Annotated in this window: 23 protein-coding genes and 1 tRNA gene; 4 read left to right on the forward strand and 20 right to left on the reverse strand. The window is 66.0% G+C overall.

Features of this window, described 5'->3' with window-relative positions:
• Window positions 1-253: 253 nt before the first annotated feature.
• From HDC35_RS06360 to HDC35_RS06450, 19 genes are all read right to left on the reverse strand, one after another.
• Window positions 254-329: transfer RNA gene (locus tag HDC35_RS06360), tRNA-Phe, on the reverse strand.
• 85 nt (window positions 330-414) lie between these two features.
• Window positions 415-597, reverse strand: coding sequence for a DNA gyrase inhibitor YacG (locus HDC35_RS06365; RefSeq protein WP_184644782.1), 183 nt, complete (start codon window positions 595-597; stop codon window positions 415-417).
• Window positions 587-1,579, reverse strand: coding sequence for a ribonuclease (locus HDC35_RS06370; protein WP_184644784.1), 993 nt, complete (start codon window positions 1,577-1,579; stop codon window positions 587-589). The genes HDC35_RS06365 and HDC35_RS06370 overlap by 11 nt, the downstream gene beginning before the upstream one ends.
• Window positions 1,572-2,144, reverse strand: coding sequence for a nucleoside triphosphate pyrophosphatase (locus HDC35_RS06375; protein WP_184644786.1), 573 nt, complete (start codon window positions 2,142-2,144; stop codon window positions 1,572-1,574). Before HDC35_RS06375 ends, HDC35_RS06370 begins: the two co-directional genes overlap by 8 nt.
• A 14-nt stretch (window positions 2,145-2,158) precedes the next feature.
• Window positions 2,159-2,377 (reverse strand): translation initiation factor IF-1, encoded by a 219-nt coding sequence (infA, locus tag HDC35_RS06380; protein ID WP_010162480.1) that lies wholly within the window; start codon window positions 2,375-2,377, stop codon window positions 2,159-2,161.
• A 117-nt stretch (window positions 2,378-2,494) separates the two neighbouring features.
• A complete protein-coding gene (locus HDC35_RS06385; RefSeq protein ID WP_184644788.1) occupies window positions 2,495-3,361 on the reverse strand; it encodes a cupin-like domain-containing protein in 867 nt (288 codons plus the stop codon).
• Window positions 3,358-4,542, reverse strand: a complete 1,185-nt coding sequence (locus HDC35_RS06390; protein ID WP_184644790.1) for a GNAT family N-acetyltransferase — start codon at window positions 4,540-4,542, stop codon at window positions 3,358-3,360. The genes HDC35_RS06385 and HDC35_RS06390 overlap by 4 nt, the downstream gene beginning before the upstream one ends.
• Window positions 4,543-4,765: 223 nt before the next feature.
• Window positions 4,766-6,661 carry an XrtA/PEP-CTERM system amidotransferase gene (locus HDC35_RS06395; RefSeq protein WP_184644792.1) on the reverse strand — a complete coding sequence of 632 codons (1,896 nt, stop codon included), beginning with the start codon at window positions 6,659-6,661 and terminating at the stop codon, window positions 4,766-4,768.
• Between the two features lie 11 nt (window positions 6,662-6,672).
• Window positions 6,673-8,151 carry an exosortase A gene (gene xrtA / locus HDC35_RS06400; protein WP_184644794.1) on the reverse strand — a complete coding sequence of 493 codons (1,479 nt, stop codon included), beginning with the start codon at window positions 8,149-8,151 and terminating at the stop codon, window positions 6,673-6,675.
• The gene (locus tag HDC35_RS06405; protein WP_184644796.1) at window positions 8,148-9,353 is read right to left on the reverse strand and encodes a TIGR03087 family PEP-CTERM/XrtA system glycosyltransferase; all 1,206 of its coding nucleotides are present in this window, start codon (window positions 9,351-9,353) and stop codon (window positions 8,148-8,150) included. Before HDC35_RS06405 ends, xrtA begins: the two co-directional genes overlap by 4 nt.
• Window positions 9,353-10,399 carry a FemAB family XrtA/PEP-CTERM system-associated protein gene (locus HDC35_RS06410; protein WP_184645243.1) on the reverse strand — a complete coding sequence of 349 codons (1,047 nt, stop codon included), beginning with the start codon at window positions 10,397-10,399 and terminating at the stop codon, window positions 9,353-9,355. The genes HDC35_RS06405 and HDC35_RS06410 overlap by 1 nt, the downstream gene beginning before the upstream one ends.
• A 17-nt stretch (window positions 10,400-10,416) precedes the next feature.
• Entirely contained in the window at window positions 10,417-11,277 is an 861-nt protein-coding gene (locus tag HDC35_RS06415; protein WP_184644798.1) for an XrtA system polysaccharide deacetylase, read from the reverse strand.
• A gap of 45 nt (window positions 11,278-11,322) precedes the next feature.
• Entirely contained in the window at window positions 11,323-12,612 is a 1,290-nt protein-coding gene (locus HDC35_RS06420; protein ID WP_184644800.1) for an XrtA/PEP-CTERM system-associated ATPase, read from the reverse strand.
• A gap of 34 nt (window positions 12,613-12,646) precedes the next feature.
• A complete protein-coding gene (locus HDC35_RS06425) occupies window positions 12,647-14,362 on the reverse strand; it encodes a hypothetical protein (RefSeq protein WP_184644802.1) in 1,716 nt (571 codons plus the stop codon).
• Complete coding sequence (locus tag HDC35_RS06430) at window positions 14,362-15,384, reverse strand: P-loop NTPase (RefSeq protein ID WP_184644804.1); 1,023 nt, start codon at window positions 15,382-15,384, stop codon at window positions 14,362-14,364. Before HDC35_RS06430 ends, HDC35_RS06425 begins: the two co-directional genes overlap by 1 nt.
• A gap of 14 nt (window positions 15,385-15,398) precedes the next feature.
• A complete protein-coding gene (locus HDC35_RS06435) occupies window positions 15,399-16,934 on the reverse strand; it encodes an XrtA system polysaccharide chain length determinant (RefSeq protein ID WP_184644806.1) in 1,536 nt (511 codons plus the stop codon).
• Between the two features lie 43 nt (window positions 16,935-16,977).
• Window positions 16,978-17,634, reverse strand: a complete 657-nt coding sequence (locus HDC35_RS06440; RefSeq protein ID WP_184644808.1) for an XrtA/PEP-CTERM system exopolysaccharide export protein — start codon at window positions 17,632-17,634, stop codon at window positions 16,978-16,980.
• A gap of 171 nt (window positions 17,635-17,805) precedes the next feature.
• Window positions 17,806-19,035: a pyridoxal-dependent decarboxylase, exosortase A system-associated gene (locus HDC35_RS06445; protein ID WP_184644810.1), complete on the reverse strand. Its 1,230-nt coding sequence runs from the start codon at window positions 19,033-19,035 to the stop codon at window positions 17,806-17,808.
• Window positions 19,032-20,564: an acyl-CoA ligase (AMP-forming), exosortase A system-associated gene (locus HDC35_RS06450; protein WP_184644812.1), complete on the reverse strand. Its 1,533-nt coding sequence runs from the start codon at window positions 20,562-20,564 to the stop codon at window positions 19,032-19,034. The genes HDC35_RS06445 and HDC35_RS06450 overlap by 4 nt, the downstream gene beginning before the upstream one ends.
• A gap of 71 nt (window positions 20,565-20,635) precedes the next feature.
• Between HDC35_RS06450 and HDC35_RS06455 the strand changes: the two genes are divergently transcribed.
• From HDC35_RS06455 to HDC35_RS06470, 4 genes are read left to right on the forward strand one after another with little or no spacing between them, the layout of a single operon-like run.
• Window positions 20,636-21,589, forward strand: coding sequence for a GNAT family N-acetyltransferase (locus tag HDC35_RS06455; RefSeq protein WP_311770725.1), 954 nt, complete (start codon window positions 20,636-20,638; stop codon window positions 21,587-21,589).
• Complete coding sequence (locus HDC35_RS06460; RefSeq protein WP_184644816.1) at window positions 21,586-21,852, forward strand: acyl carrier protein; 267 nt, start codon at window positions 21,586-21,588, stop codon at window positions 21,850-21,852. The genes HDC35_RS06455 and HDC35_RS06460 overlap by 4 nt, the downstream gene beginning before the upstream one ends.
• 15 nt (window positions 21,853-21,867) lie before the next feature.
• Window positions 21,868-22,536 carry a hypothetical protein gene (locus HDC35_RS06465; RefSeq protein WP_184644818.1) on the forward strand — a complete coding sequence of 223 codons (669 nt, stop codon included), beginning with the start codon at window positions 21,868-21,870 and terminating at the stop codon, window positions 22,534-22,536.
• Window positions 22,521-23,339, forward strand: coding sequence for a hydrolase 1, exosortase A system-associated (locus tag HDC35_RS06470; protein ID WP_184644820.1), 819 nt, complete (start codon window positions 22,521-22,523; stop codon window positions 23,337-23,339). The genes HDC35_RS06465 and HDC35_RS06470 overlap by 16 nt, the downstream gene beginning before the upstream one ends.
• Here HDC35_RS06470 and trxB read toward each other — a convergent pair.
• Window positions 23,318-24,283 carry a thioredoxin-disulfide reductase gene (trxB, locus tag HDC35_RS06475; RefSeq protein WP_184644822.1) on the reverse strand — a complete coding sequence of 322 codons (966 nt, stop codon included), beginning with the start codon at window positions 24,281-24,283 and terminating at the stop codon, window positions 23,318-23,320. The genes HDC35_RS06470 and trxB overlap by 22 nt on opposite strands.
• Between the last annotated feature and the right edge of the window lie 71 nt (window positions 24,284-24,354).

A 24,354-nucleotide genomic window follows, 5' to 3' on the forward strand; every position in this document is an offset into this window, starting at 1 on the left:
GAGATGCCCGGCAGTTATCGACCGCTGTAACGCACCCCCTTCCCGCGTCAACGCGCGCGCGCGGGATGTCCCGGATTTTCGGGGGATTAGTGACCAAAAAGCAACAGTTTACGTTACGGCAACGCTCGTTAAGCGTCGCGGCGGGCCACCCTGCTTCGAATCCGACTCTTGGACGGCCATCTGTTTCCCTTCCACGATCGCGATTGGGAAGAGACGCTGATACTCTGGGCGCAAAGTCAGGATGAAGGGAGGATGGTGCCTGGGGACGGGATCGAACCGCCGACACTGCGATTTTCAGTCGCATGCTCTACCAACTGAGCTACCCAGGCGAAGCGCTTGCGGCCGGACGGCCGCGCTGGCGAGCGGCGGCTATAGGCAGGGCTTTGCGTCCTGTCCAGCACCTTTCTGACGCTTTTATCCTTCGTCGAAACGATCGTCATCAGCGGTGCCGTCGGGCACCTGATCGACGGCTACGCGATAGCCCTCGCCGAACCAGGACAGAAGGTCGCGGTCACGGCAGCCGCGGCTGCAAAAGGGTTTGAACTCGGCGACGCGCGGTTGGCCGCACAGAGGGCAGGAAGGCGGTTTACTGGGCATGGCCGGATCCTTTCGCAGCCGCGTCCGCGATCAGGCGGACCGGACGGCCGGTACGATTTTGCAGCATATCGATCCAGTGCGGGTGCATCGCAATATGATCGATCACGCCGCCGCGCGCAGTGAGCGTCAGGACACCCGTTCCTTTGGCCCGTTCAGCGTGGCGGAGCAGGATCGCAGCGTCGGTGGCAATGGGAGCGAAGCGGATCTGTTCGATCAGCGAGGGCCGGTCACGGCGACGGATGATCTGCATCAGCCCGAAGCCATTGACGGCGGTGCGCTCGAACGGCGACGGAAGCGCGGCATCGACCGCGGCATCGACCGCCGCCCGCGCCGCCCGATCGGGAAGCGACGGAAAATCGATTCCAATCGAACCGCCGATGTCGCAGCGGCGGATCGCCGCCGCGGCGGCGATCGCTCCCGCTTTAGCCAGCGCAAGCGCGTCGCCGTCGCCGTCGATGTCGATCAGCACCATCGCGGGCGTGGCATCGACCCACAGCGCGCCGCCGTCGAAGGGCCAGTGGCCGGCCCGCACGGCGTCGATCAATTCGGACCAGCCCGCCTGTTCGAGACGATCGGGTTCGCCCGGCCGCAATTCGACGACGGGAAGGCGCGTTGTCGCGATCCGCGCGCGCAGGTCGGGACCATCGGTGGGGACCGCCCCCACCTCGGCAAGCCGCGCCCGCGCCGGCTTGTCGCGCCCACGCTCGCGCAACGCCATGCGCGTGATTTCGACCAGCAGCGCGGCGCCGCTCGCGGTTTGCGGCGGCAGCGACGCGAGCGTCGCGTGCCACTGCCCCGGTCCCTCCAATGCGACGAGAGCCCCTTTCCCGCCCCGTCCGGCCTCGACCAGCCTCGCCGCGACGATCGCGCCCAGGCGCGGACCATCGTCCTCGCGCTCGATCCGGGCCTCCACGATTTCCCCCCGGTCGATCAGCGCGGCACGCGCCTCGCCGATCCCGGCTTCGTACAGCCATTCAGCCAAGAGAGATTCCCGCACCGATCAGGAGCGCGCCGGTCTCGAACACGGGCAGGCCGACGACGTTCGAATGGCTGCCCGACAGAAAACGTACAAAGATTTCGGCGCGTCCCTGGATCGCATAGCCGCCCGCCTTGCCCATGCCTTCGCCCGATTCGACATACCAGTCGATCTCGGCAGCGCTCAGCACCTTGAAAGCGACGATGGTATCGACGGCGCGGACGCGCGGCTTGCCATCGGTTCCGATGACGCAGACTCCCGACCAGACACGATGCCGCCGTCCGGAAAGCAGCGCCAGCATGCGGCGCAAATCGGCCTCGTCGGCCGGTTTTTCGAGAAGGCGGCGGCCGACCGCGACCGTCGTATCGCCCGCCAGCACGACTTCGCCCGCCGCGCGATCGACCGCCATGGCCTTGGCGCGGGCGAGCCGTGTGACATAGTCGCGCGGCAGTTCGCCTTTCCGCGGCGTTTCGTCGATGTCCGGGGATTCAATACGTGCCGGAACCACGCCGAGGCGCGCGAGCAATTCGCGCCGGCGCGGCGAGGACGACGCAAGCACGAGGGCGGGCATGGTTGCCGCCCTCCTCACTTGAAGCGATAGGTGATCCGACCCTTGGTCAGGTCATAGGGGGTGAGTTCGACGAGCACTTCGTCGCCGACCAGCACGCGGATGCGGTTCTTGCGCATCTTGCCGGCCGTGTGGCCTAGGATTTCGTGGTCGTTTTCCAGTTTGACGCGAAACATCGCGTTGGGCAGCAGTTCGACCACTTGGCCGCGCATTTCCAGAAGTTCTTCTTTCGCCATCTATCCTCTATGGGCTCGAAATATCGGGATGCGCGCCCATAACCGCAATTGGCGGCAATTGAAAGCAATCTGTCATGCGGGGCGTTTCGGGCGGCGCAAACGCCCGAAACCGGAATATCAAGACACCAGTTTTAGCTTCCGCGCGATACGCCAGCCGGCCGATCGCGCCCAGGCATAGCTCGGCCAGCGCGGCGGCATCGCGGGGTCGAGCCCGATGCGGCGCAACGCCGCATTGGCCGCATGCGCTTCGGATTCGCGATAGCTCCATTCGCTGCGCCAGGTGATCGACAGCGAGATCGACGGCGCATCGCCATTGGCGACGAAATGCGGCGCCATGACGGGCATCAGCACCGCGTCGCCGGGGCCGAGCGGGACCTGCTGCGCGGCGCTCCGAAAATCGTCGTTCCACGGCAGATTGCGGTGGCCGCCGGCATGATAGCGTTCATGCTCGCGGCGATCCGCAAAGCGTTCGTCGCCGGCGGGCCAGACATTCATGACCTTCATGCCGCGCAGTTGCAGCAGGATATTATGTTCGGGATCGAAGTGGAACGGCGTGATCGAGCCCGGCGACGAGATGAAGACGAACCCCTGCGGCGTCAGCATCGCCCCCGTGCGCGGTTCGACGACGGGTTCGAGCTCGTGCAGCAGGTCCATCAGCAAGGTGCGATAGGCGGGAACATTCTCGATATTCTTGAGTACCGCCCAGCTGTTGTTGCTGTCGATGCCGCGGATCGTTTCGCCGATCGACAGGCCGTTCGAGGGCACATCCTCGGGCCGGATACCGATCGGAACATCGCCGGGATTATATTCCACCTCGCTCGCAGGCAGGCTTTCGCCAAGCACCGCGAGCGCTTCGAGCGACAGCAGGGGATGGTCGGGCAGATGATGGTTGAGCAATCCGGCCTGCAGCGGATAGAGCGCGGCCATCCGATCGAGCGTTTCGGCAGGAAAGACAGGCCGGGAAATCGTCTGGTGCGCAGTCATGACGGGCTTTCTACTTCATTTTCGAGAGGCGCGGCAGGCTTCAGACGCCGCCAGGCGCGTTCGGCGCGTATCAGCATCGCGAACCGCAACCGGTCCGATGGGGCCGACAAGGGAACATTGATCCACACGAGCGGGCGCCGTTCGCGCCACACGCTGTCGATCATCGGATGGCCAGGCGCGGCACAGCTGTCGACCCAGTCGATGCGTGGATCGCTGAGAAGGTCGAGATTTTCCTGCTGCAACAGGACACCCGGCGAAAAGCGGGCATAATCCTCGTCGAACGCGGTCTTGAACGAAAAGCCGCCCGGCGGGAGAAGGAAGTTGACGAGCATTGCGAGTGGCCGGCTATCCAGATCGAGCGAGCGCATGTCGAGCTTCCCCGCGTCGGCCGCACCGGTAAGGATCGCGCGAAACCAGGCTTCGGTATCGCCATGGCTGGCGAGCGCCGACCCAGCACGCCCTTTCCACCCGCGCGCTTCGAGATCGAGGAAGCCGTCGATCCAGCGATCGAGCGGCTCGCCCGCCTGCCAGCGGCGAAAGGACACGGCGCCCTGTTCGGCCAGCCGGTTCGCCTGCCGGCGCAGTTCCTTGCGCTTTTTCCCGCGGACGGCGACCTCCCAATAGTCTTCGGGCGACAGGCGGCTTTCGAGCAGGGCGCGTTCTTCGCGGTGGACGACCTCAGCCTCGCCGCCGCGCACGCGGGCAACGTCGACCAGCGCGCAGTGGAGCGGGCCGCCCTCGATCAGGCGCGGGACGTGAAGCAGCGTGCGCGCCCACGGCGCCGCGTCGCACCATCCGAGCAGGATCGACCAGAACAGGCGTTCGAACCCTGCTCGGACCAGTGGGCTGCCAAGGAAATGATTGGGATGCGCCCACCCTGTCACATGGCGCAGCGGCAGGCGCCCATAACGCGCCGCGGGCGCGACCGGCATGACGCCGATCACCGGCCCGTCGCTGCCGTCGCGCACAAGGACAAGGCGCGCGTGGCGTTCGGGATCGAACAGGTGGAGCGCCGATTGCAGGCACCAGCGTTCGGCAAAGGGATTGGGCTCGCTCGCATCGTCGGCCAGCCGGTCCCACGCCGCCGCCAAGTCGCGCGACAGCGAAAGCGGATCGACCACACGCACGGTCAGCGGCGCGGCTGCGTCGCCATTTGTCGGAAAGGCAGGATGGACCGTCATCGGCGAGAGGTTAGCAGCCAAGCGTTAAGATGACGTGGCGATTCGGATTTTCGCGATGATCATGGGGCGAGTCGGCCGGTTTCGACCGACAGTTGCTTAGAGATGTCAACCTTGGCGAAAGCCGGGACCCAGCGCGGCAATGCGCGAGGTTAAGCAATCTGGGACCCGGCTTTCGCCGGGGCTCACGAGAGGCAGCTTCCCACCCCAAAACCGCCTCGAACATTCAAATCCCGAACAGCTTCGCCAGCGATTTTTCCAGCATGAAGAATTGCCAGATCAATCGGCCATGGTCGCGCCGCCCCGACTGGTGCGCCGCGACGATGCGTTCGATTTCGGCCATGTCGAACCAGCCCGAACGCGCGAGCGTCGACGAGGTGGCGAGCGCCTTCGCCGGCTGGGCAAGCGGGCCGCGGAACCAGTGCGAAACCGGCGTCACGAACCCCATCTTGGGGCGGTAGAGGATATCGTGCGGCAGATAGCGTTCCATCGCCTGCTTCATGATCGCCTTGCCCGTGCCGCCCTTCACGCGCATCGACGCGGGCAGGCTGGCGGCAAATTCGATCAGCCGATAGTCGAGCAAAGGCTCGCGTGCCTCAAGGCTGACCGCCATGCTCATCCGGTCGGTCTTGGTCAATATATCGCCGGGCAGCCAGATCATCAGGTCGGCATATTGCGCGCGGTCGAGCGCCTCTCGCGCGGGCGCCTCCGCCATCGCTTTCCAGTAGCGCGCCTCGGCGACATGATCGCCGAGCGCGCGAACCGCTGCGTCGTTGAACAGGCGCGACCGCTGCGCCGGTCCTGTCACGCCGACGGCTTCGGCATAGCCCTCCGCCCCGCTTTTCGACAGGCTGGCGAGCGTCGCGCGCGCGCGCAGCGGGCGCGGCGCCCAGTCCATCTGCGGCCACACCTTCGCCAGCGGCCCCAGCACCCCGCGTCGCATGAAGCCCGGGATCAGCCCGCGCAGCCTTTCTTCCTGATGCTGGAATACCAGCCGGCGGTATCCGGCAAAGGCCTCGTCGGCGCCGTCGCCCGAGAGCGCGACCGTCACCTCTTCGCGCGCGAGCTCGCACACGCGGAACGTCGGCAGCGCGCTGGCATCGGCGAAGGGTTCGTCGAACTGGTCGGCGATCGTGTCGACCAGCGCGAAGTCGCCGGACGAGACGGTGCGCGTGCGGTGGTCGGTCGCAAAGCGTTCGGCGATTTGCTGCGCATAGGCCGTCTCGTTGAGCGCCGCCTGATCGAAGCCGATGGTGCAGGTCTTGACCGCCTTCGCGCTCGCCTCGGCCATCAGCGCGACGACCGCGCTACTGTCCACCCCGCCCGACAGGAACGCGCCGAGCGGCACGTCGGCGACCATGCGATCGGTCACGGCAGCGCGCATCAGATGGACCAGATGTTCGGCCGCTTCGCCTTCGCTCGCCTTGATCCGCCGCGAAAAATCGGGCGCCCACCAGCGCGTGGGCGGCGGCACCGGCTTGCCGCGTTCGAACAGAAGGAAATGCCCCGCGGGCAGTTTCTGAACCCCCGCGACGATACAATTATCGTCGGGGACATAACCGAAGGCCAGGAAATCCTCGATCGCGGTCAGGTTCGCTTCCTGCCGCAGCAACGGATTGCGCAGCAGCCCCTTCAGCTCCGACGCAAAGGCCACCGACCCGTCCGACAGCAGCGCATAATGCAGCGGCTTCACCCCCAGCCGATCGCGCGCCAGGAACAGGCAACCGCGCTGATGATCGTGGATCGCAAAAGCGAACATGCCGTTCAGCCGCGACAGACAGTCCGGCCCCCACTGCCGCCACGCGGCGATGATAACCTCGGTATCGCCGCTGGTGCGGAACCGATGCCCGCGATCCTCCAGCTCGGTCCGCAGCTCGCGGAAATTATAGATTTCGCCATTATAGGTGAGCGTCACCGCTTCATCATCGCTCGCCATCGGCTGCGGGCTACCGTCGATGTCGATGATCGAGAGGCGGAGGTGACCCAGCCCGACCCCCGGCGCGGTCCATTCGCCCGACCCATCGGGGCCGCGGTGCTGCATCGGCTGCAGCATCGCGCGCACCCGCGCCGGATCGACGGGCTTGGCCGTTTCTAAGTGATAAATGCCCGCGATGCCGCACATAAGTCGCAGGCCTAGCGGGTTTTCAGCGCGCGGTCAGCCATGGTCTGCGCTCCGCCCGACGCGGAAACGAAATCCTCTATCGCATTGCGCCCGCCCTGCCGCTCCTCGCTCGACACGATCAGCGACACCGCACGCGGATCGCCGCCCAGCAGCCGCGCCTTCAGTCCCGACAGTTTCGCGCGGCGCGGATCGCCGCTCACCGTGCCATCGACCATATACCATGTCGCCGCATCGCGCAGCACCGGGCCGGGATGCAGCAGCCGTTCGGTCTTTGCGCCCTCAATCACGGGCAGCGACGCGCTCCACGCCCATTGGCTGTCGGGATCGACCGCCCCCTGCCCGAACGCGACGACCTCTCGCCCCTCGGCCTGACGTTCATAGCCACCGATTGCCACAGTCACCCGGCGCCCGTCGGCATCTACAAAATGCCGCAGCAGGCGCTGGTCGGCGCCGTCGAAGCGCGGCGTCCACGCCATGCCCTCGGCGCGCGCTTCGCTCCATCCCCGCGGAGCCTCGACTGTCATCGTCGCGGGCAGCGGCGCACTGCGCCCGCCCACCAGCCACGCCCAGCCAGCAAAGACCAACGGGATCGCCAACGCCGCGGGCAGCAGGGCCTTGGCCGATCCGGCGAAGCGAGACGGGCCATCCAGCCGGCTCACATCGACCGCGACATCGTTCGCGGGCCGGTCGAACCAGCGCCATGCCACCAGCATCACGATCGCAATCACCAGCCCGAAAAAGATCCAGCCATAGAAAATATGGTCGATCCCGCCCGCCGCCTCGATCCCCCAGATTTCGGCGGCGACCATCGTGCCATAAGCGCGCAGCGCGTTGGCGAGGATCGTCGTCGCCAGTGCCGCGGCGACGAATACGATCCGCCGCGTCCAGCTTTTGAAACACAGATGCGCCGCGAACACCGCATAGGCGAGCATCGCGATCAGGAAATTGACCCCCGAACATTCCTCGGCCACCTCGAAGAAGCCAGCGGGCGTGGTGATGAACACCCCTTCCATCTCGGCGGCAATGCCTGACAAATGGAGCAGGATGACGCTGATATGCGCGGTAAAGGTCTGGAGCAGCGGCACCAGTTCCTCGCCGAACGGGACGAGCAACAGCGCATAACCGAGCGGAAAGAGCAGCCCGCGCACCAGCTTTTCGCCGAGCACCGCGCCGACCGCACCCTGCAACATCAGCACGAGACCGAGTTGCCGGAACAACCCGACCCCCGCCGCTTCGCCGACCAGCCACACCAGCCCTGCCCCCGCCATCCAGGCGAGCGCGGGCCACCAAAAGGCCGGGGTCAGCGGGCGCAACAGGTCGACCCGCTGCGACACCAGCCAGCCGATCATCGGAACCATCAGCAGGCAATGGGTGAAGGTTGAGCTGTGCCACCAGATGCCGACCATGTCGCTGGCATCGCGCCAGAAGGTCGCGAGAATCGCCGCCGAGAGGATCGCAAGCGCGGCGAGATGGCGGCGCCAGACCGTCATACCGGCAGTCCCAGCAGTTCGCCAAGCGGCGCGAGGCGGGCGTCCCAGCCGTAGCGCGCGATCATGCGCGCGCGCGCAGCCTGTCCCATCGCCGATCCTTTCGTGCGATCGTCGAACAACGTGCCGACCGCTTCGACCATCGCATCGGCACCGTTGGCGACGAGCAGATGTTCGCCCGCCACCGCGTCGATCCCCGTCGCCGCGGCGCCGCTTGCAACCACCGGGCGCGCCATCGCCATCGCTTCGAGCAGCTTGTTCTGGATGCCGCGCGCGAGCAGCAGCGGTGCAACCACCGCATCGGCGGCGGCCAGCCACGGCCGCACATCGGGCACTCCGCCCGTTACGATCACGCCGGGCTGCTTTGTGATCGCGCGCACCTCGTCAGTCGGCGCGCGGCCGACGATGGCGAAGCGCGCCTTGTCGTGGCGCGCGCGGATCGCAGGCAAGATATCCGACGCGAACCAGCGCACCGCATCGATATTGGGGCGATAATCCATTTGGCCGGTAAAGACCGCGAGCGGCCCCTCGCCCGCCCCGACCGGTTCGAACACGGCGGACGGATCGAATCGGTCGGTGTCGATCCCGTTTTCGACCGCACGAACCTTGTTGGCACCCATCCCACTCAGACTGCGGAAAAGTGCTGCCTCAGCCTCACTGACGAACAGGCTGGCATCGACCCGGCGCGCCACCTCGATTTCATGTGCCCCCAGCACGCGCGCTTCGCGTTTGTGAATCCAGTTCAGCGGCTGGCGCTCGTCCTGTTCGGCATAAGTGGCGAATTTGACGGAATCGACGTCGACGAAATCCATCAGCACCGGACCGTCGAAACCCGCGGGCACATATTGCGCCATCTGGCCCGAGAAGGCGACGATATGGGTAACCGTCCCGCCGCCGATGAGCCCACCGACATGGCGCGCCAACGCAGAATTGCGGAACAGCCGGTTCGATACCGGCTCGCCGCGAAGCACTGCCTGAGCCAGCGCGACGGGGCGCGATGCGTGGCGGACCTCGATCGCCAAGCTTTTGCAAAGCGGTGCCATCTTTTCACGCGCCAAGGTCGCGTCGGCTTCACCGTCGGCGAGCGCCGCAACATGCACCGGCGCAAGCTTCGCCAGCGCTTCGAACATATGCCAGCTGCGGATCCGGTCGCCGCGGTCGGGGGGCCATGGCGCGCGATGAACGAGGAACAGGATTTCGGGCATTAACCGAGCCCGCGCGCGATCAGAGGCCCGATCCGGTTCGCCGCCCATAGCGGCAATTTCTTCCAAAGGTCGACTTGCATCCGATATTTTGCGCTGTTGGGATTGGTATCGCGCGGCGTCTCGCCGGGCGCGAGCCAGCGGGCATAGACGAGTGGCCGCGGCTCGAAACCCCAGTTCTTCTTGTAGGCGAAGGGTCCGGTGCCGACCTTCGACCGGCCGAAGTCGAAGCGCGTGCAACCGCGTTCGCGCGCATGGCGCATCAGCGCGAAATACATGAGTTCATTGGCGCGCAGCCGTCGCGCATCGGCGAGGCCGCCCCCCCAATAGGGCATCACGGTGCCGCGCCAGTATAGGCTTAGTACGCTTGCGACCGGCCGACCAACCTCGCGGACGGTGAGGATGTCGGCGGCGTCGCCAAAGGTATCGAGCACCGCATCGAACAAGGTTTTCGGGAAGACTGGCGTTCCGAGATTGCGGACACTGGTTGCATAAACGCGATAATGGTCGCGGCGTTCGGAGGCGTCACGGCCCGTTGTCACGGTCAGCCCGCTTTCCAGAACCTTGCGCACCTCGGCGCGCTGCTTGCGCGGGATGGCGAGAAGTTCGGCATCATCGTCGTCGGCAAGGTCGCGCGCGAAACCAGCGTAGACACCCTCCTCGCGAACCCAATCCTCGGCCTCGGGCTGTGGCCCCCCACGCAATTCGACCGAGGGCACGTCGAGCGACGCCGCCATCGCCGCCGCCCCCTGCGCCAGCGTCGCCGCGACCGACGGATCGTCGGCGAGAATCCCGCCATCGACGGCAAAGCCGCTGCCGACCAGGGCCTGCCCGAACAGCGGCGAACGGATATGGTGGAGCGGCAAGATGCCGGCGAGTTCCCCGCTCGCGTTGCGCGCCGTGACGAGGTGGCAGCGATGCCCCGTTGCTTTGCTGACCGCCCCGCACCACGCCCGGCTATGGAAGGGCGTTGCGCCGGCATGCCGGGCGACATAGGCATCCCATTCGGCCGCATCGGACAGCGGCACACCCGAAAAGCCGTCATTCATCGGGAGCGCCGGCGCGTTCACGCCGCCGCGCGCCACGGCTGCGCGCGTCGCTGCTGCGCAGGAAGCAGCGCATCGGCGCGCGTCCATTCAAAGTCGGCGAGCAGTTTCTTCAGCTTGCCGGCCATGGCGGACAGGCCGCTGTAATGCCGGATCTTCGACTTGATCGGCGCATCGGTGACGCGCGGTTGGCCGGGGTCGATTTCCCACGGATGGAAATAAAGAATCGCAGGATGTCCTTCGGCATTCATGCGCGCGATCGCCCAACGCGTGAAACCATAGGGCAGCAGGCGCATAAATCCCCCCCCGCCCGCCGCCAGCGTATGCCCCGCGACGCGCGCGGTCGTCACGGGCCATTCGACAAGCTCGCTGTCGGGCAGCGGTCGCCAGGCATGGCGCGGGCTCTGCGGCCAGCCATAATGATCGTGCACGACCGGCGCGACGCTTGACGAATATGCATAGCCCTGTTCGGCAAGTATCTGATGCGCCCAGGGCGTGCGCGTATCGACCGAAAAGCTCGGCGCGCGATAGCCGCGTATCGCGGTACCGCCGAGATTCTCAAGGATAGCTTGTGTCTTCCTGAGGTCCGCCGCAAACTCGGCCGCGGTCATGTTGAAGACGCGCTTGTGATCATAGCCGTGGCTCGCAAGCTCGTGCCCTGCCGCAACGATGCGCTTGATCAGCGCGGGATAGCGTTCGGCGACCCAACCCAAGGTGAAGAAGGTGCCAGTCGCTCCCGCATCGGCGAAAATTTGCAGCACCGCGTCGCAATTTACCTCGACGCGGCATTCGAGCCCGCTCCAGTCGCCGCGGTCGATCGTGCGCTCAAAGGCGCCGACCTGGAACCAGTCCTCGACATCGACCGACAGGCCGTTCTGCATTTTTCATCACCTTCATCAGCAGGATAGCCGATCTTGGCCGCGCTGTCAGGCTGCCCAGGTCCGCGAATTTGCCGGATTGGGTGCATTTTCGGGATCGCGCTCGACCCATTCGATCAGCAGGTCGAGCACGCGGCGCAGCGCCGCATCCTGTTCGACAAGACGTTCTTCGAGCGACGCGATCTGCGCTTGGAGCGCTGCAAGTTGTTCGGGATCGACCGCCGGCGCGGCCGGCACTGGCGCAGACGCCTCAACCGCCGTTTCCGACGCGAGATCGAAAATATCCCCGTCCGCTTGGGCGGTCTCGGGCGGAGTCATCGTGCTCACCGGTGCGGAGGACGCGGGCGCTGCAAAAGGCGCGGGCGCATCTGCGGCCCGCTGCGCTGCACGCTGCGGCCACTCAAGCGACGCTTCGTTCGCGGGCGTTGGCGTCGCAAAGGGCGCGGGTGTCGGCGCCACCGCCGCCGCAGCAGCAGCCACGACCTCGTCGACCGGCAAGGGCGCGAGCGTCGCGGTGTCGATACCACGATCGGCTTCGATTTCGGCGACCACCGAGCGAACATTCTGCGCGGTGATCCGCGTCATCTGCTCGACCGCGCCGTACAGCAGCAGGCGGCTGACCAGCACGTTGAGTTTGCGCGGCACGCCTTCGCTATAGTCGAAGATTTCCTCGAACGCGTCGGGGCTGAAGCTGGGATTACCCGTCCAGCCCACCTTGCGGAGGCGGTGCAGGATATAGGGTTCGACCTCTTCGGGTTCCATCGGGTCGAGATGGTGCGTCGCGATAACGCGCTGGCGCAGCTGTTCGAGCGTGGGCGAATGGAAAAGCGTCTGACGGAACTCGGGCTGGCCGAGCAGGAAAATTTGCAGCAGCGAATGACCACCGAGCTGGAAATTCGACAGCATACGCAACTCTTCGAGCGCCGAGATAGCGAGATTCTGCCCCTCGTCGACGATCAGCAGCGTCCGCTTGCCGGCGCGCGCCTGTTCACGCAGATATTGTTCCATCGACCGCAGTAGTTCGGCCTTGCTCTGCCCTTCCCACTCGATGCCGAATTGCTCGGCGACAAGGCGGAGCAGGTCGTCGCCCTCGACCTGCGTCGAAACCAGCTTGACCGCGGTCAGCCGATTGGGGTCGATGGTGTTCATCAGATGGCCGACAAGCGTTGTCTTGCCTGCCCCGACATCCCCGGTGATGACGATGAAACCCTCACCCTGCGCAAGGCCGTAACCGAGATAGGACATCGCCTTCCGGTGTGTGCCGCTTTCGAAATAGAAATGCGGGTCTGGCGTCAGCTGGAAGGGTCGTCCGGTGAAACCATAGAACTGATCGTACATCGCAATATTCCCGTTGCCCAAAGGGTCAAACCCATCAGAAGTTGTAACGCAGTCCCACCAAAGCTGAACCGATAAGCTGGCTGTCGAAGCCATCCTGATCGAAGGCGTTGAGGCTGGCCGCGGCCGTCCCCGTCAGGCCGCGCCAGAAACGCCGCGAATATGCGGCCGAAAGTCCGGCCGATTGGACATCGCTCGCGTTCGGGGCGCCATTGTCGAAATAATTGACGTAACCTGACAGGCTGAGATCCGAATCGACATCGAGCTGGCGGCCGGCCGACAAGAAGAGATAATAGCTCTCGTCCTTGACGCCGTTGAGATTGGCGATGGGCGAAAGTTGCGGCACAAGCAGCTTGCGCTGGTCGTAGCCCACCCCGACGCCATAGGCCCAGCCGCCGAAGCGCGACGACAGCGTCGCCTGCACGCCGCGGCTGCGATATTGTGCCGAATTGGCGTTGCCGAGCTGGTTGTTGAGGCAGCCGCCGCCTTCCTGCCCAAAGACGCACGGATTGATCGTACCGCCGATCGGGTTGCGGGTGGGGTCGAATTGCGTTGGCAGCGCGGCGAGCCCGCCCGACAGGCCGCGACCCAGGCTCGACAGTCCGTCATACACGCCGATCTGGATTGAGGTCGCATGATCTGCGCGATAGGAAAAGCTGCCCGTGTAGATGGTATCGCCATAGCGGCGACCGACACGCGCGGTCAGCGAGGTGCGACGGCTCGGCTGCCACATCACGCCGGCGTCCCATATCAGCCCGTCGGTATCGAATGACAGTCGGCGCGGCTGGGACTTGTCGGTGACGAAACGGCCGTTCGCATCGCGAACGGGCACGCCATCGGCGTCGAGAACGGGATCGCGCTGGCCGATTTCAATATCCTCATAACCCACGCCGCCGAGCAGCGCGACCGTCGGACCGATCGGCATCGTGACATCGGCGCGCGCATATTTGCCCTCGAACCGCTGGTCCAGCTGGCTCGCATCCTCGCGCTCGTACCCACCCGACAGCTGCCAGCCGAACGGCAGGTCGCCCGGCCGCGCGCCAAAGCTGGCCCATGCGACGTGGTTGGTCGAGCTGTCGAAAATATCCTGCGGCTGGCTGCCGGGACCGAGGATCGCGGGTTCATCGACGTCGACCTTGGTATAGCCGAAACGATAGCCTGCCCCGACATCGAGGCCGCCGATGCGCCGGGCGAAGGTCGGCCCCGCATAGAAGGAATAGAGGTTCGCGACGTTACTGGCGTCGCCGACGAACAAACCACTGTCGGCCCCTTGCCCGTCAGCGCGTGTGCGGGTGGCGAGCGCGCCGCCTTCGAGGTTCAGCCCGCGCATGAGTTCGTAGCGCCCACGCGCGAGGCCGCTAATGACGTCGGTGTCGCCCTCACGGCCCCAGCCGAACTGATGTTCGTATCGCAGCGTCGCGGCCAGTTCGGCACGGCGCGTAACGATCGCCGCATCCACACCCGCCGCGACCGTCGTATAGGTCAACACGTCGCCGCCATTCTTGAGATCGGCTGTCAGGACCTGCCCGACTTCGAGATAGGGGCTGACATCGACCCGACGCGCGGTACGCCGCGCTTCCCGGCGACGCTCCGCGCGGCCGGGCTCGGATGCCGCAGGCGTACCCGCCGATGGCGCATCGCCTGCGCCCGGCCCGGGGTCGCCCGAAAATTGCGCGTGCGCGCCCGTCGCCGTCCCGGCGAGCAGCAGGGCCGCCAGCGTCCCCACATGACGCATGGTGGTTGTGGTGCGCATCACGCGCCTCCTTGTCCATAATAGGTCCCGAAGCGGCGACCGCCCGGCGAATATTTCACTCCGTTGAGGAGCAACTGGATATGCGGACACGCCCCCATCAGGCCGATCGCGTCGCGCAGCGAGGATTCGAGCGTTTCATCGGCGCGCACGACCATGATGAGCTGGCCGACGTGGCCCGCCAGCACGGCGGCGGGCGACGCCGCCAGCACCGGAGGCGAATCGAGAATGAGGATGCGGCCCGGCGCACCGGCTTCGAGCTGCGCCAGCAGCGTTTCGGTCCGCGCAGAGGCGAGGAGTTCGGTATCGTGCATGTGGCCGGTGCCGGCCGGCATGACCTTGAGCCCCGGAATGTCGGTCTGGATTAGGCAGTCGCCGACGGCCAGATGCGGGTCGGCGAGTGCATCCATCAGGCCTGGACCATCCTCCAGCCCTAACACGTCGAGCACGCTTGGTTTGGCGATGTCGGCGTCGATCAGCAGCACGTCATGATCGGCCTCGACCGCAAGGCTGAGCGCGAGATTGACCGCCGAGAAGGTCTTGCCTTCGCCCGGATTCGCGGACGCGATCAGCACGCGATGCCCGCGCGGCAGAATCGGGCGGTTGCCGCTGCCGCCGAAATTTCGAATCAGCTCGCGCTTTACGATGCGATATTCTTCGGCGATGCCGGTGACAGGCGTGCCGGGGACGATCATCCCGCGCGCGGCTAGGCGCTCGCGGTCGATGGTGCCCTGTCGCGCCGGAACCACGGCGGGGGCCGCCCTGGCGACGTCCTTGCGCGGTGACAGTTTGGGCGCCGGGGCCGGTTCGACCGCAGGGGCCGCTTCGACGACGGGGTCCAGGATTTCGGGCGGCGGCGTTTCAGTGGCCGGCTCGGCCTTGACCTTCTTTGTCTTTTTTTCGGGCTCGGGCGGGAGCTTGGACACGTCGATCGTCGGCGCATTGGCGACGGGATCGAGGCCGAACATGTCGGCCGCGCGTTCGAGGAGCGAGGGCGGGCGCTTGACTTTGCGTTGGTCGTTCATGTCATCGTCCCCCGTCACGCAACCATGCCGCGCTGGATGAATTCGGCGACCAGCAGCAGGACATAGAGGCCGACGAGCGCACCCCCTCCCCCGGTCAGCCAGACGAGTTTCTTGCGCCGGTCGAGATGGCGTTCGGGCGTCACCACTTCGGTGATCGATCCGATGACCGGCAGGCCGCTGGCTCGTTCGAGCTTGCCCGCCGTCGCATAGCTGGTGCGCACCTGGCCCAGGCCGAAAGCGACGCCGATGCCCCCGCCGAGACCAGCGAACAGGACGAGCGTCAGGAACAGCGGCCGGTTCGGCGCCGCGGGGCTGGTCGGTTTCGACGGCGGATCCAGCAGTTCGACCTTGATCGCATCGGTTTCGGTCTGCACCTCGCCGCGCAGGCGAACCTGTTCGCGCTGCGCGAGCAGCTTGTCATATTGCGCCTTGAACGCGGTATATTCGCCATTGATCCGGTCATACTCGGCGGCGATGCCGGGGTTCTGTATCTGTTGCGCGGTGATCTTGGCGATATCGCCCAACAGCTGGCTTTTGCGCGACGACAGCGCGCTGACGGTCGCCTGGCGCTCGGCACGCATCGCAGCGAGCGAGGCATAGGCGGGATTCTGCATCCCGCCGGCGCCGCCGCTTCCCTCGCGGTCGGCCGTCGCCTTGAGCGACGCGATCTGGCTCTTCAGCGCGATAACGTCGGGGTGCGCGTCGGTCAGGCCGCGCGAGCGCATCGACGAAAGTTCGTTCTGGGCGCCGGCAAGCTGCTGACGCGCGACACCGCCGCCGACGCCGCCCACTCCGGGGATCGTCTGCGGGGTCGAAGCGAGCTGGCCGTTGGCCGCCGCAAGCTGGGCCTGCGCCGATACCAGCTGCGAGTCGATCTGGCTAAGCTCGGCGCGCGCGGCCTCGACGCGCTGCGCCGGAGAGCCCGAACCGCCGGGGATCAAGCCGATGTTCTGCGCCTCGAATGCGCTGCGGCGCGCTTCGACTTCGCGCAAGGCCTTTTCGCGGTCGGCGATTTGCGCATCGAGGAATTTCAGCCCCTCGCGCGCGTTCATCCGGCCGCCGCGCAATTGATCGTCGCGGAACACGGTGATCAGGCTTTCGAGCACGCCCGATGCAAGCTTGGCATTGTCGGCGTCCGACAGGCTGGCGACTGCGATGCTTGAGGTGATTTCGAAGATGTTATCCTGTTGCGGAACGACCTTGATGTTCTTTTGCAGCATCGCGACCGCGCCCGCCTTTTCGCGCTCACCCGCGCCGGCGGGAAGCAGCCCGGTGGTCGCGGCGACCTTTTCGAGGTTGCGCGCACTGGTCAGCGTTTCGCGGATCTGGTCGATCTGCTGGCGTCCACCCATCCCTCCACCCTGCACATCGTCGGGCAGGATTTCGTTGATATCGACGAGCAGACGGGCCCGCGAATCATAGCGGTTCGGGATCGAAGCGATCGCCAGCCAGCCGAGGATGCAGATGCCCCAGGCCACCGCGAGCACCAGCCACCGGCGCGTCCAGACGCTGTGCAATGCCACCCGGAATTCGTCATAGAGGCTGTTCATCGCTTCGCTTCAGTCCTTGGGAGAGGGTTGACCAGCTGCCGGATCAGAACATGCTTTCGGGGATGATGATCACATCGCCCGGCTGCAACCGCACATTCGCCTTGATATCGCCGCGCTTGATCAGGTCGTTGAGCCGCAGGCCGAATTCCTGCTGCTTGCCGCTGCCCTTGTCGAAGCGGACGAGTCGCGCCTTGTTTCCAGCCGCATATTCGCCAAGGCCGCCCACCGCAATCATTGCGTCGAGCACGGTCATGTTGGCGCGGAACGGGATCGAGGCAGGCTTTTCGGTCGCGCCGACGATCCGCACCTGCTGCGAAAAGGTGCTGTTGAAAGTGGTGACGATGACGCTGACGATCGGATCGGTGATATATTGGCTGAGCTGCAGCTTGATATCCTGCTGCAGCATCGTCGGCGTTTTGCCCACCGCGGGCATGTCGGTGATCAGCGGTGTCGTGATCCGCCCGTCGGGGCGCACCTGCACCTTGCCGCCGAGTTCGGGGTTGCGCCACACGAAGATCTGAAGTTCATCGAGAGGGCCGATGATATATTCCTCGCCGGGTCCTTCCTGGTTCTGGACGAAGGTCGCGCTGGGCAGCTGCGGCGCAGGGCCGCCAGCGCCGGAGCAACCGGTCAGCGCGGTAGCGGCAATGCCCGAGACGAGCGCGGCACGCGCAACGCGGAGCGAGTAGAAGGAAGCCATAATCAATCAACCTTTCGAGCCGCCGGGGGTTGCCGCGGTCCCGATCCCCCGACGACAGCTGTTACGTCAGCATCAGCCATTGCTCGAAAAGGGTGAACATAATGTTAGTATTGACATAAGTTTGAATCGCGGCGCCCCGGAAATGTCCCGATAAGGAACAGCTTCTCGTCGTCAGACGAGCATTTCGCCGGCCGGCCCTTGTCCCAGAAAAGCGGCGGGGCTCGCGCTGGCGCCATAGGCACCCGCCTGAAAAATTGCGATCAGGTCGCCGACGCCGGCGCGCGGCAAGGCCACCTGGTCGCCGAGCCGGTCGAGCGGGGTACAGAGGCAGCCGACGACCGAGACCGTTTCCGTCGGTTCGACGCCGAACTGCCCCGCGACCGCGATCGGATAGTTGCGGCGGATGACGGTTCCGAAATTACCGCTTGCGGCAAGCTGGTGATGAAGCCCGCCGTCGGTGACGAGGAAGGTTTCGCCATGGCTGATCTTTCGGTCGACGATGCGGGTCAAATAGACCCCCGCTTCCGCAACCAGCCAGCGCCCAAGTTCCATCGCGAAGCGGCTGTCCGCGAGGATCGGATCGCGCGCCGCCAACGTCGCGGCAAGCGCTTCGCCGACCGCCACCGCATCGACCGGCTTGTCACCCGGAAAATAGGGAACACCCATCCCCCCGCCCAGATTGACGAGCGGCGGTGTCACGCCGATCTCGCCCCCCAATCGCGCCGCCAACGCAACCGTCTGCGCCTGCGTTTCCGCGATGGCGACCGCGTCAAGCGCTTGCGATCCCGCGAAAATATGGAAGCCCCGCCAGTCGGCTCCAGCGTCGATAAGACGGCGGACGAGCGTTGGGACCTCGGCGGCATCGACCCCGAACGGCTTGGCTCCTCCCCCCATTTTCATCCCCGACCCCTTAAGGTCGAAGTCCGGGTTGACGCGGACCGCGAGCCGCGGGGTCAGGCCCAGATGCGCCGCGATCGACAGCGCCCGGTCCGCCTCGCCCGCCGATTCGAGATTGAGCGTTGCGCCCGCCGATATCGCCGCTTCGAGTTCGCGATCGCGCTTTCCGGGACCGGCAAAGCTGATGTGTTCGGCCGCCATGCCGCAGCCCAGCGCAGCCTTGAGTTCGCCGCCCGAGGCGACATCGAACCCGTCGACGAGCCCCGCCATATAGGCGAGCAACGGCGGATAGGGATTGGCCTTCATCGCGTAATGAAGCTGGACTTCGGCAGGCATCGCCGCGCGCCATTCGGCGACGCGCGCGGTCAGCATTGCGCTGTCATAGACGAACAGCGGCGTGTCGCCCGCGGCGTCCGCCAGAGTCCCGACGCGGTCGCCGCCGACGAGCAACATGCCGTCCGCGTCGGCTCGGAAACCGGGCGGGATCGGACCATGCGGTTTCATGCCGGCACCTCCTGCGCCCAATCGGCCGCTATCGCGACGCGGTCGAGCTTGCCGTTCGGATTGCGCGGCAATTCGAGCCGCCATTCGATGACGTGCGGATGCATGAAATTGGGCAGATTCCGACGAAGATAGCCGGCAAGACCTTCTTCATCGGCGAGGCCGTCCTTGCCGCGCACGATCAGCACGATCGCCGCGCCCAGCCTGGCGTCGGGCACCCCGAACGCCACGGCCTCATAAATCAGGCCCGATGCTACCGCGACATCCTCTACCTCGGTCGGGCTGACGCGGTTGCCCGCTGTCTTGATCATCGCATCGTGGCGGCCAACGAAATAGAGCAGGCCTTCGCCGTCGCGGCGCACCGTATCGCCCGACCAGACGGCGGTGCCGCCATAACGCGATGCGCCGGGTGCCGGCCTGAAACGCTGCGCGGTGCGTTCGCCGTCGCGCCAATAGCCCTGTGCGACGAGCGGCCCGCAATGGACCAGCTCGCCCGGCTCGCCGTCGGCGGTGACGCTGCCGTCGGGGCGACACACCAGGATTTCGGCGTGCGGGATCGCGCGGCCCATCGACGTCGGGTGCGCGGCGACGAGGCCGGGATCGAGAAAGGTCGACCGGAAGGCCTCGGTCAGTCCGTACATTGGATAGATGTCGGCATCGGGGAAGGTTCGGCGCATCGCATCGATCAGCGACGGGGTAAGCGCGCCGCCGCTATTGGTCAGGCGCTTCAGGAGAGAGGCCGTTTCGACGGGCCATTCAGTTTCGACCAGTTGCACCCAGAGCGGCGGCACCCCCGCAAGCGTCGTGATACCGTGCCGCGCCACGGCCTTCGCGACATCGCGCGCGGTCAGATAGTCGAGCGGCGCGACCGCAGCGCCGGCATGCCAGGTCGAAAGCAGCTGGTTCTGGCCATAATCGAAGCTGAACGGCAGCACTCCGAGCACCCGGTCGTCCGGTGCGATCCGCAAATAGGTGGCGACGCTTTCGGCGCCGAGCCAGAGATTGGCATGGCTGAGCATCACCCCCTTGGGCCGTCCGGTCGAGCCGCTGGTGTACAGGATGGCGGCAAGGTCGTCGGGTTCGGCGATCGACGGCGGCAGCCCCTGTCCAGCCGAATCAATCACTTCCTCGCCGACCTTCAGATCCTGCAATGCGCATTCGACGGGCAGCGCCTCACCCAGCATGTCGGCGCGCGCGCCGTTGGTGACGAGCAGCCGCGCTCCGCTGTCGGCAAGGATATGCGCGACCTGCGGTCCTTTGAGCAGCGGATTGATCGGAACATGGATCAACCCGGCGCGCGCGGCGGCAAGCGGCATCAGGCAGGCGAGCCGCGTCTTGGCGCTCCAGCTTGCGACACGTTCGCCCGGACCGCCCGCCTGTTCGAGCAGCCACGACGCCAACCGCCCGACGCCGGCATCGAGTTCAGCGAAGGTCGTGACCGTGTCGCCAGTCAGGAGCGCAGCCGCATCGGGCGCGCCGCGGCGGGCGAGATGGTCGATCGGCCTTGAGGATGGGTTTTCGGCTTTGGTCATCGGCTGTTAGGACAAGAGTGATAGAGGGCCACACCATGCAAGGGAACGGTGAAGATCAGGCTAATGATAATGTGGCACGCGCCGCAGGCTTCGCTTCGCCCTTCGATCGCACGTCGTGGTTCGACCTGCTGGAAGCGCATGGCTTCGCCGGCGAAGGCCGGATCGATGCGCGCGGCAAGGCTGGCACCACCATTGCCTTCTTGCCGCTCCGTATCGACAAGCCCGGGCACGTTGCCGGGCTGACGAACTGGTACAGCTTTGCCATCCGGCCGCTTTACCGGGGCGCGGCGGATCGCGAGGCTGCGCTGACCGGCCTTTTCCGCAGCCTCCGCAAACGCGCCGCACGGCTTTCGCTCGATCCGGTCCGTGACGAGGATCGCGAGGCCATGGAATTTGCGCTACGCGCCGCAGGCTGGTGGACAAAGGCGGTCGCAGCGGGCGATCGCCACTGGCTCGATCTGGGCGATATGGATCACGATGGCTGGTGGGCCACCCGCCCCGGCGCGCTCCGCAGCACCGTCCAGCGCAAGACGAAAAAGGGGATCGTCGATATCCGGCTGTTCACGGCCTTCGATCCCGGAAGCTGGGCGGACTATGAGCGGATCTATGCGGCGAGCTGGAAACCCGAAGAAGGCCATCCCGTCCTGCTCCGCGCCTTTGCCGAAGCCGAAGGCGCCGCCGGACGGCTGCGCATGGGGATAGCGCGGATCGAGGGTGCGCCGGTCGCAGCGCAGTTCTGGACGGTGGAGGATGGCACGGCCTTCATCCACAAGCTCGCACATGTCGAGGACAGCTTGAAAGCCTCGCCGGGCACGCTGCTGTCGGCCGCCTTGTTCCGCCATGCGATCGAGATCGACGAGGTGCGGCGCGTCGATTTCGGCACGGGCAACGACGCGTACAAGCGCGACTGGATGAACCGGCACGATCCGCTGTGGCGCATCGAGGCTTTCAATCCGTCGCGCATCGCGGCATGGGGTCCGGCATTCAAAGCCTTTGCGCGAACCCTGCTCAGGAAAGATACATGACCCAAGCCAATAGCGTCGACGCCACCCTCCGTGCCCTGCTCGCCGACGTGCTCGGGTTGGGAGAGGATCGTGCCGCGGCGCTGACTGAAGACAGCGGTCTGTTCGGCGAGTTGCCCGAGTTCGATTCGATGGCGGTCGCGACGGTGCTGACCGAGATGGAAGACCGGCTTGGCATCATCATCGACGATGACGAGGTCGATGGCGAAATCTTTGAAACCTACGGTAATTTGCTCGCCTTCTCGCTGCGCAAAGTAACCGACTGAGCCGGACGCGGGGCGATGGCCGAACATCAGTTGCGCATCGACCCCGCAGGCGCCCCGCGCGCCACGGTCGTTATCGTTCCGCCGCTGTTCGAGGAAGCGAACCGCATGCGCCGCACGCTGGTGCTCGCGATGCGCGCGCTGGCAGCCGACGGGTTTGCGGCGCTACTGCCCGATCTGCCGGGGCAGAACGAGAGCCCGGTCCCGCTTGCCGAGGTCGACCTCGATCGCTGGCGGGATGCGCTTGCCGAAGCGGTATCGGGGGTCGAGAGTCCGGCGATCGTCGCTTCGTTTCGCGGCGGGGCCCTCATCGATCACAAGGCGAACGCCGAAGCGTGGTGGCGCCTTGCGCCGGTCGGCGGCGCATCGTTGCTCCGCACTTTGCTGCGCGCGCGTGTCAGCGCCGATCGCGAAGCCGGCATCGCGTCGTCGATCCAGGTGCTGCAGGATCAAGCCGGAGCCGCGCCGCTGCTGCTCGCCGGCAATCGCCTTTCGCCCGCGATGATCGCCGGCCTCGGCGCGAGCGAAGCGCAGGCGGTGAGGCCTTTGCGCAGCATTGGCCTGGGTGCCGACGGTATCGCGGGAACGCCGCTGTGGCTGCGCGCCGAACCCGGCGAAGACGCGGCGATGGCACAAGCGATCGCCGCCGACATTGCGGCGTGGAGCAAGACATGCGGCATCAGCTGAGTTTCACCTGCGAAGGTTGCACGCTCGCGGCGACGCTCGACGATGCGCCGGAAACCACCGGGCTGCTGATCGTCTCGGGCGGCAACGAAGTCCGCAGCGGCGCGCACCGCGGCATGGCGACGCTGGCGCAGCAGGTCGCGCTGGCTGGATATCCGGTATTGCGGTTCGACCGGCGCGGAATCGGCGACAGCGAAGGGACGAACGGCGGGTTCGAAAACAGCCGTTCCGATATTGCGGCGGCGATCGCCGCCTTTCGGCAGGCCGCGCCGCAGGTTACGCGCCTCGTCGCTTTCGGCAATTGCGATGCGGCGAGCGCGTTGCTGCTGCACCAGCCGCTTGCGCTCGACGCGCTCATACTTGCCAATCCATGGACTTATGACGGCGAACAGGCCGACGAAGCGGGCGAACCGGCGCTCCCCCCGGCCTCTGCGATCCGTGCGCGCTATCTGTCCCGGCTGAAGGATCCCAAGAGCCTGTTCCGACTGATCAGGGGCGAGGTCGATTTGCGGAAGCTGTTCCGCGGGCTGTCGGCGCTCGGCGCTCCGGCGGCACCCGCTCCGCCCGACAGTCTGGCGGCGCGGATTGACGGCGCGATCGCGGCGCTTGCGGCGCCCGCAACGATCCTGCTGGCGACCGGCGACCGGACCGCTCAGGCCTTTATTGAAAATTGCCCTGCGGCGCTGCAACGCATTCCGGTCGAGCGCCTCGCCAGCGCGTCGCACAGCTTTGCCGGCGACGACGCGGAATGGCTAGCGGAACGGATATTGGCGGCGCTGTCCGGTCAGACTGTCGCCATCGCGTGATATTCGGCTTCGGCGAGGAAGCGTTCGGCGTCGAGCGCGGCCATGCAGCCCATGCCCGCGGCGGTCACTGCCTGGCGATAGACCTTGTCGGTGACGTCGCCCGCGGCGAAGACGCCCGGAATCGCGGTCAGCGACGTGCCCGGGGTCACCTGAAGATAGCCGTCGTCGTCGAGCGGCAGCTTGCCCTTGAACAATTCGGTCGACGGGCTGTGGCCGATCGCGACGAAGCCGCCGTCGGTGGGTTCGTGGCTTTCCTCGCCGGTGACCGTGTCGACCAGGTCGACGCCGACGAGGCCGGTCAGGCCTTCGCCCGCGACGAAGCGCTCGACGTGCTTGTTCCACAGCGTCTTGATCTTCGGATTGACCATCAGCCGGTCCTGCAGGATCTTTTCCGCACGCAGGCTGTCGCGGCGGTGGATCAGCGTGACGTCCTCGCTGTGGTTGGTGAGGTAGAGCGCTTCCTCGACCGCGGTGTTGCCGCCACCGATCACGACGACCTTCTTGCCGCGATAGAAGAATCCGTCGCAGGTCGCGCATGCCGAGACGCCTTTCCCGCCAAGTTCCTGCTCGCCCGGGACGCCCAGCCATTTCGCCTGCGCACCCGTCGCGATCACCAGTGTTTCCGCCATATAGACGTCGCCGCCGTCGCCGGTCAGCTTGAACGGGCGGCGCGACAGGTCGACGTCGACGATCGTGTCCCAGATCATGCTGGTACCGACGTGCATCGCCTGCGCGGTCATCTGTTCCATCAACCACGGCCCCTGGATCACGTCGGCAAAGCCGGGATAATTTTCGACGTCGGTGGTGATCGTTAGCTGGCCGCCCGGCTGGAGTCCCTGCACGACGATCGGCATCATGCCCGCCCGCGCCGCATAAATGGCGGCCGACAGTCCGGCGGGGCCGGAACCGAGGATGAGCATCTTGGTGTGGTGGACGGCGGGCATGGCGATCTTTCGTTGGCTGTGCGGACAGGCACAGATGGGTGTTGCCAACCGCGCTAGCAAGGCTCACCTTC

Source organism: Sphingopyxis sp. JAI128 (genome assembly GCF_014207235.1).
Classification (GTDB): Bacteria; Pseudomonadota; Alphaproteobacteria; order Sphingomonadales; family Sphingomonadaceae; genus Sphingopyxis.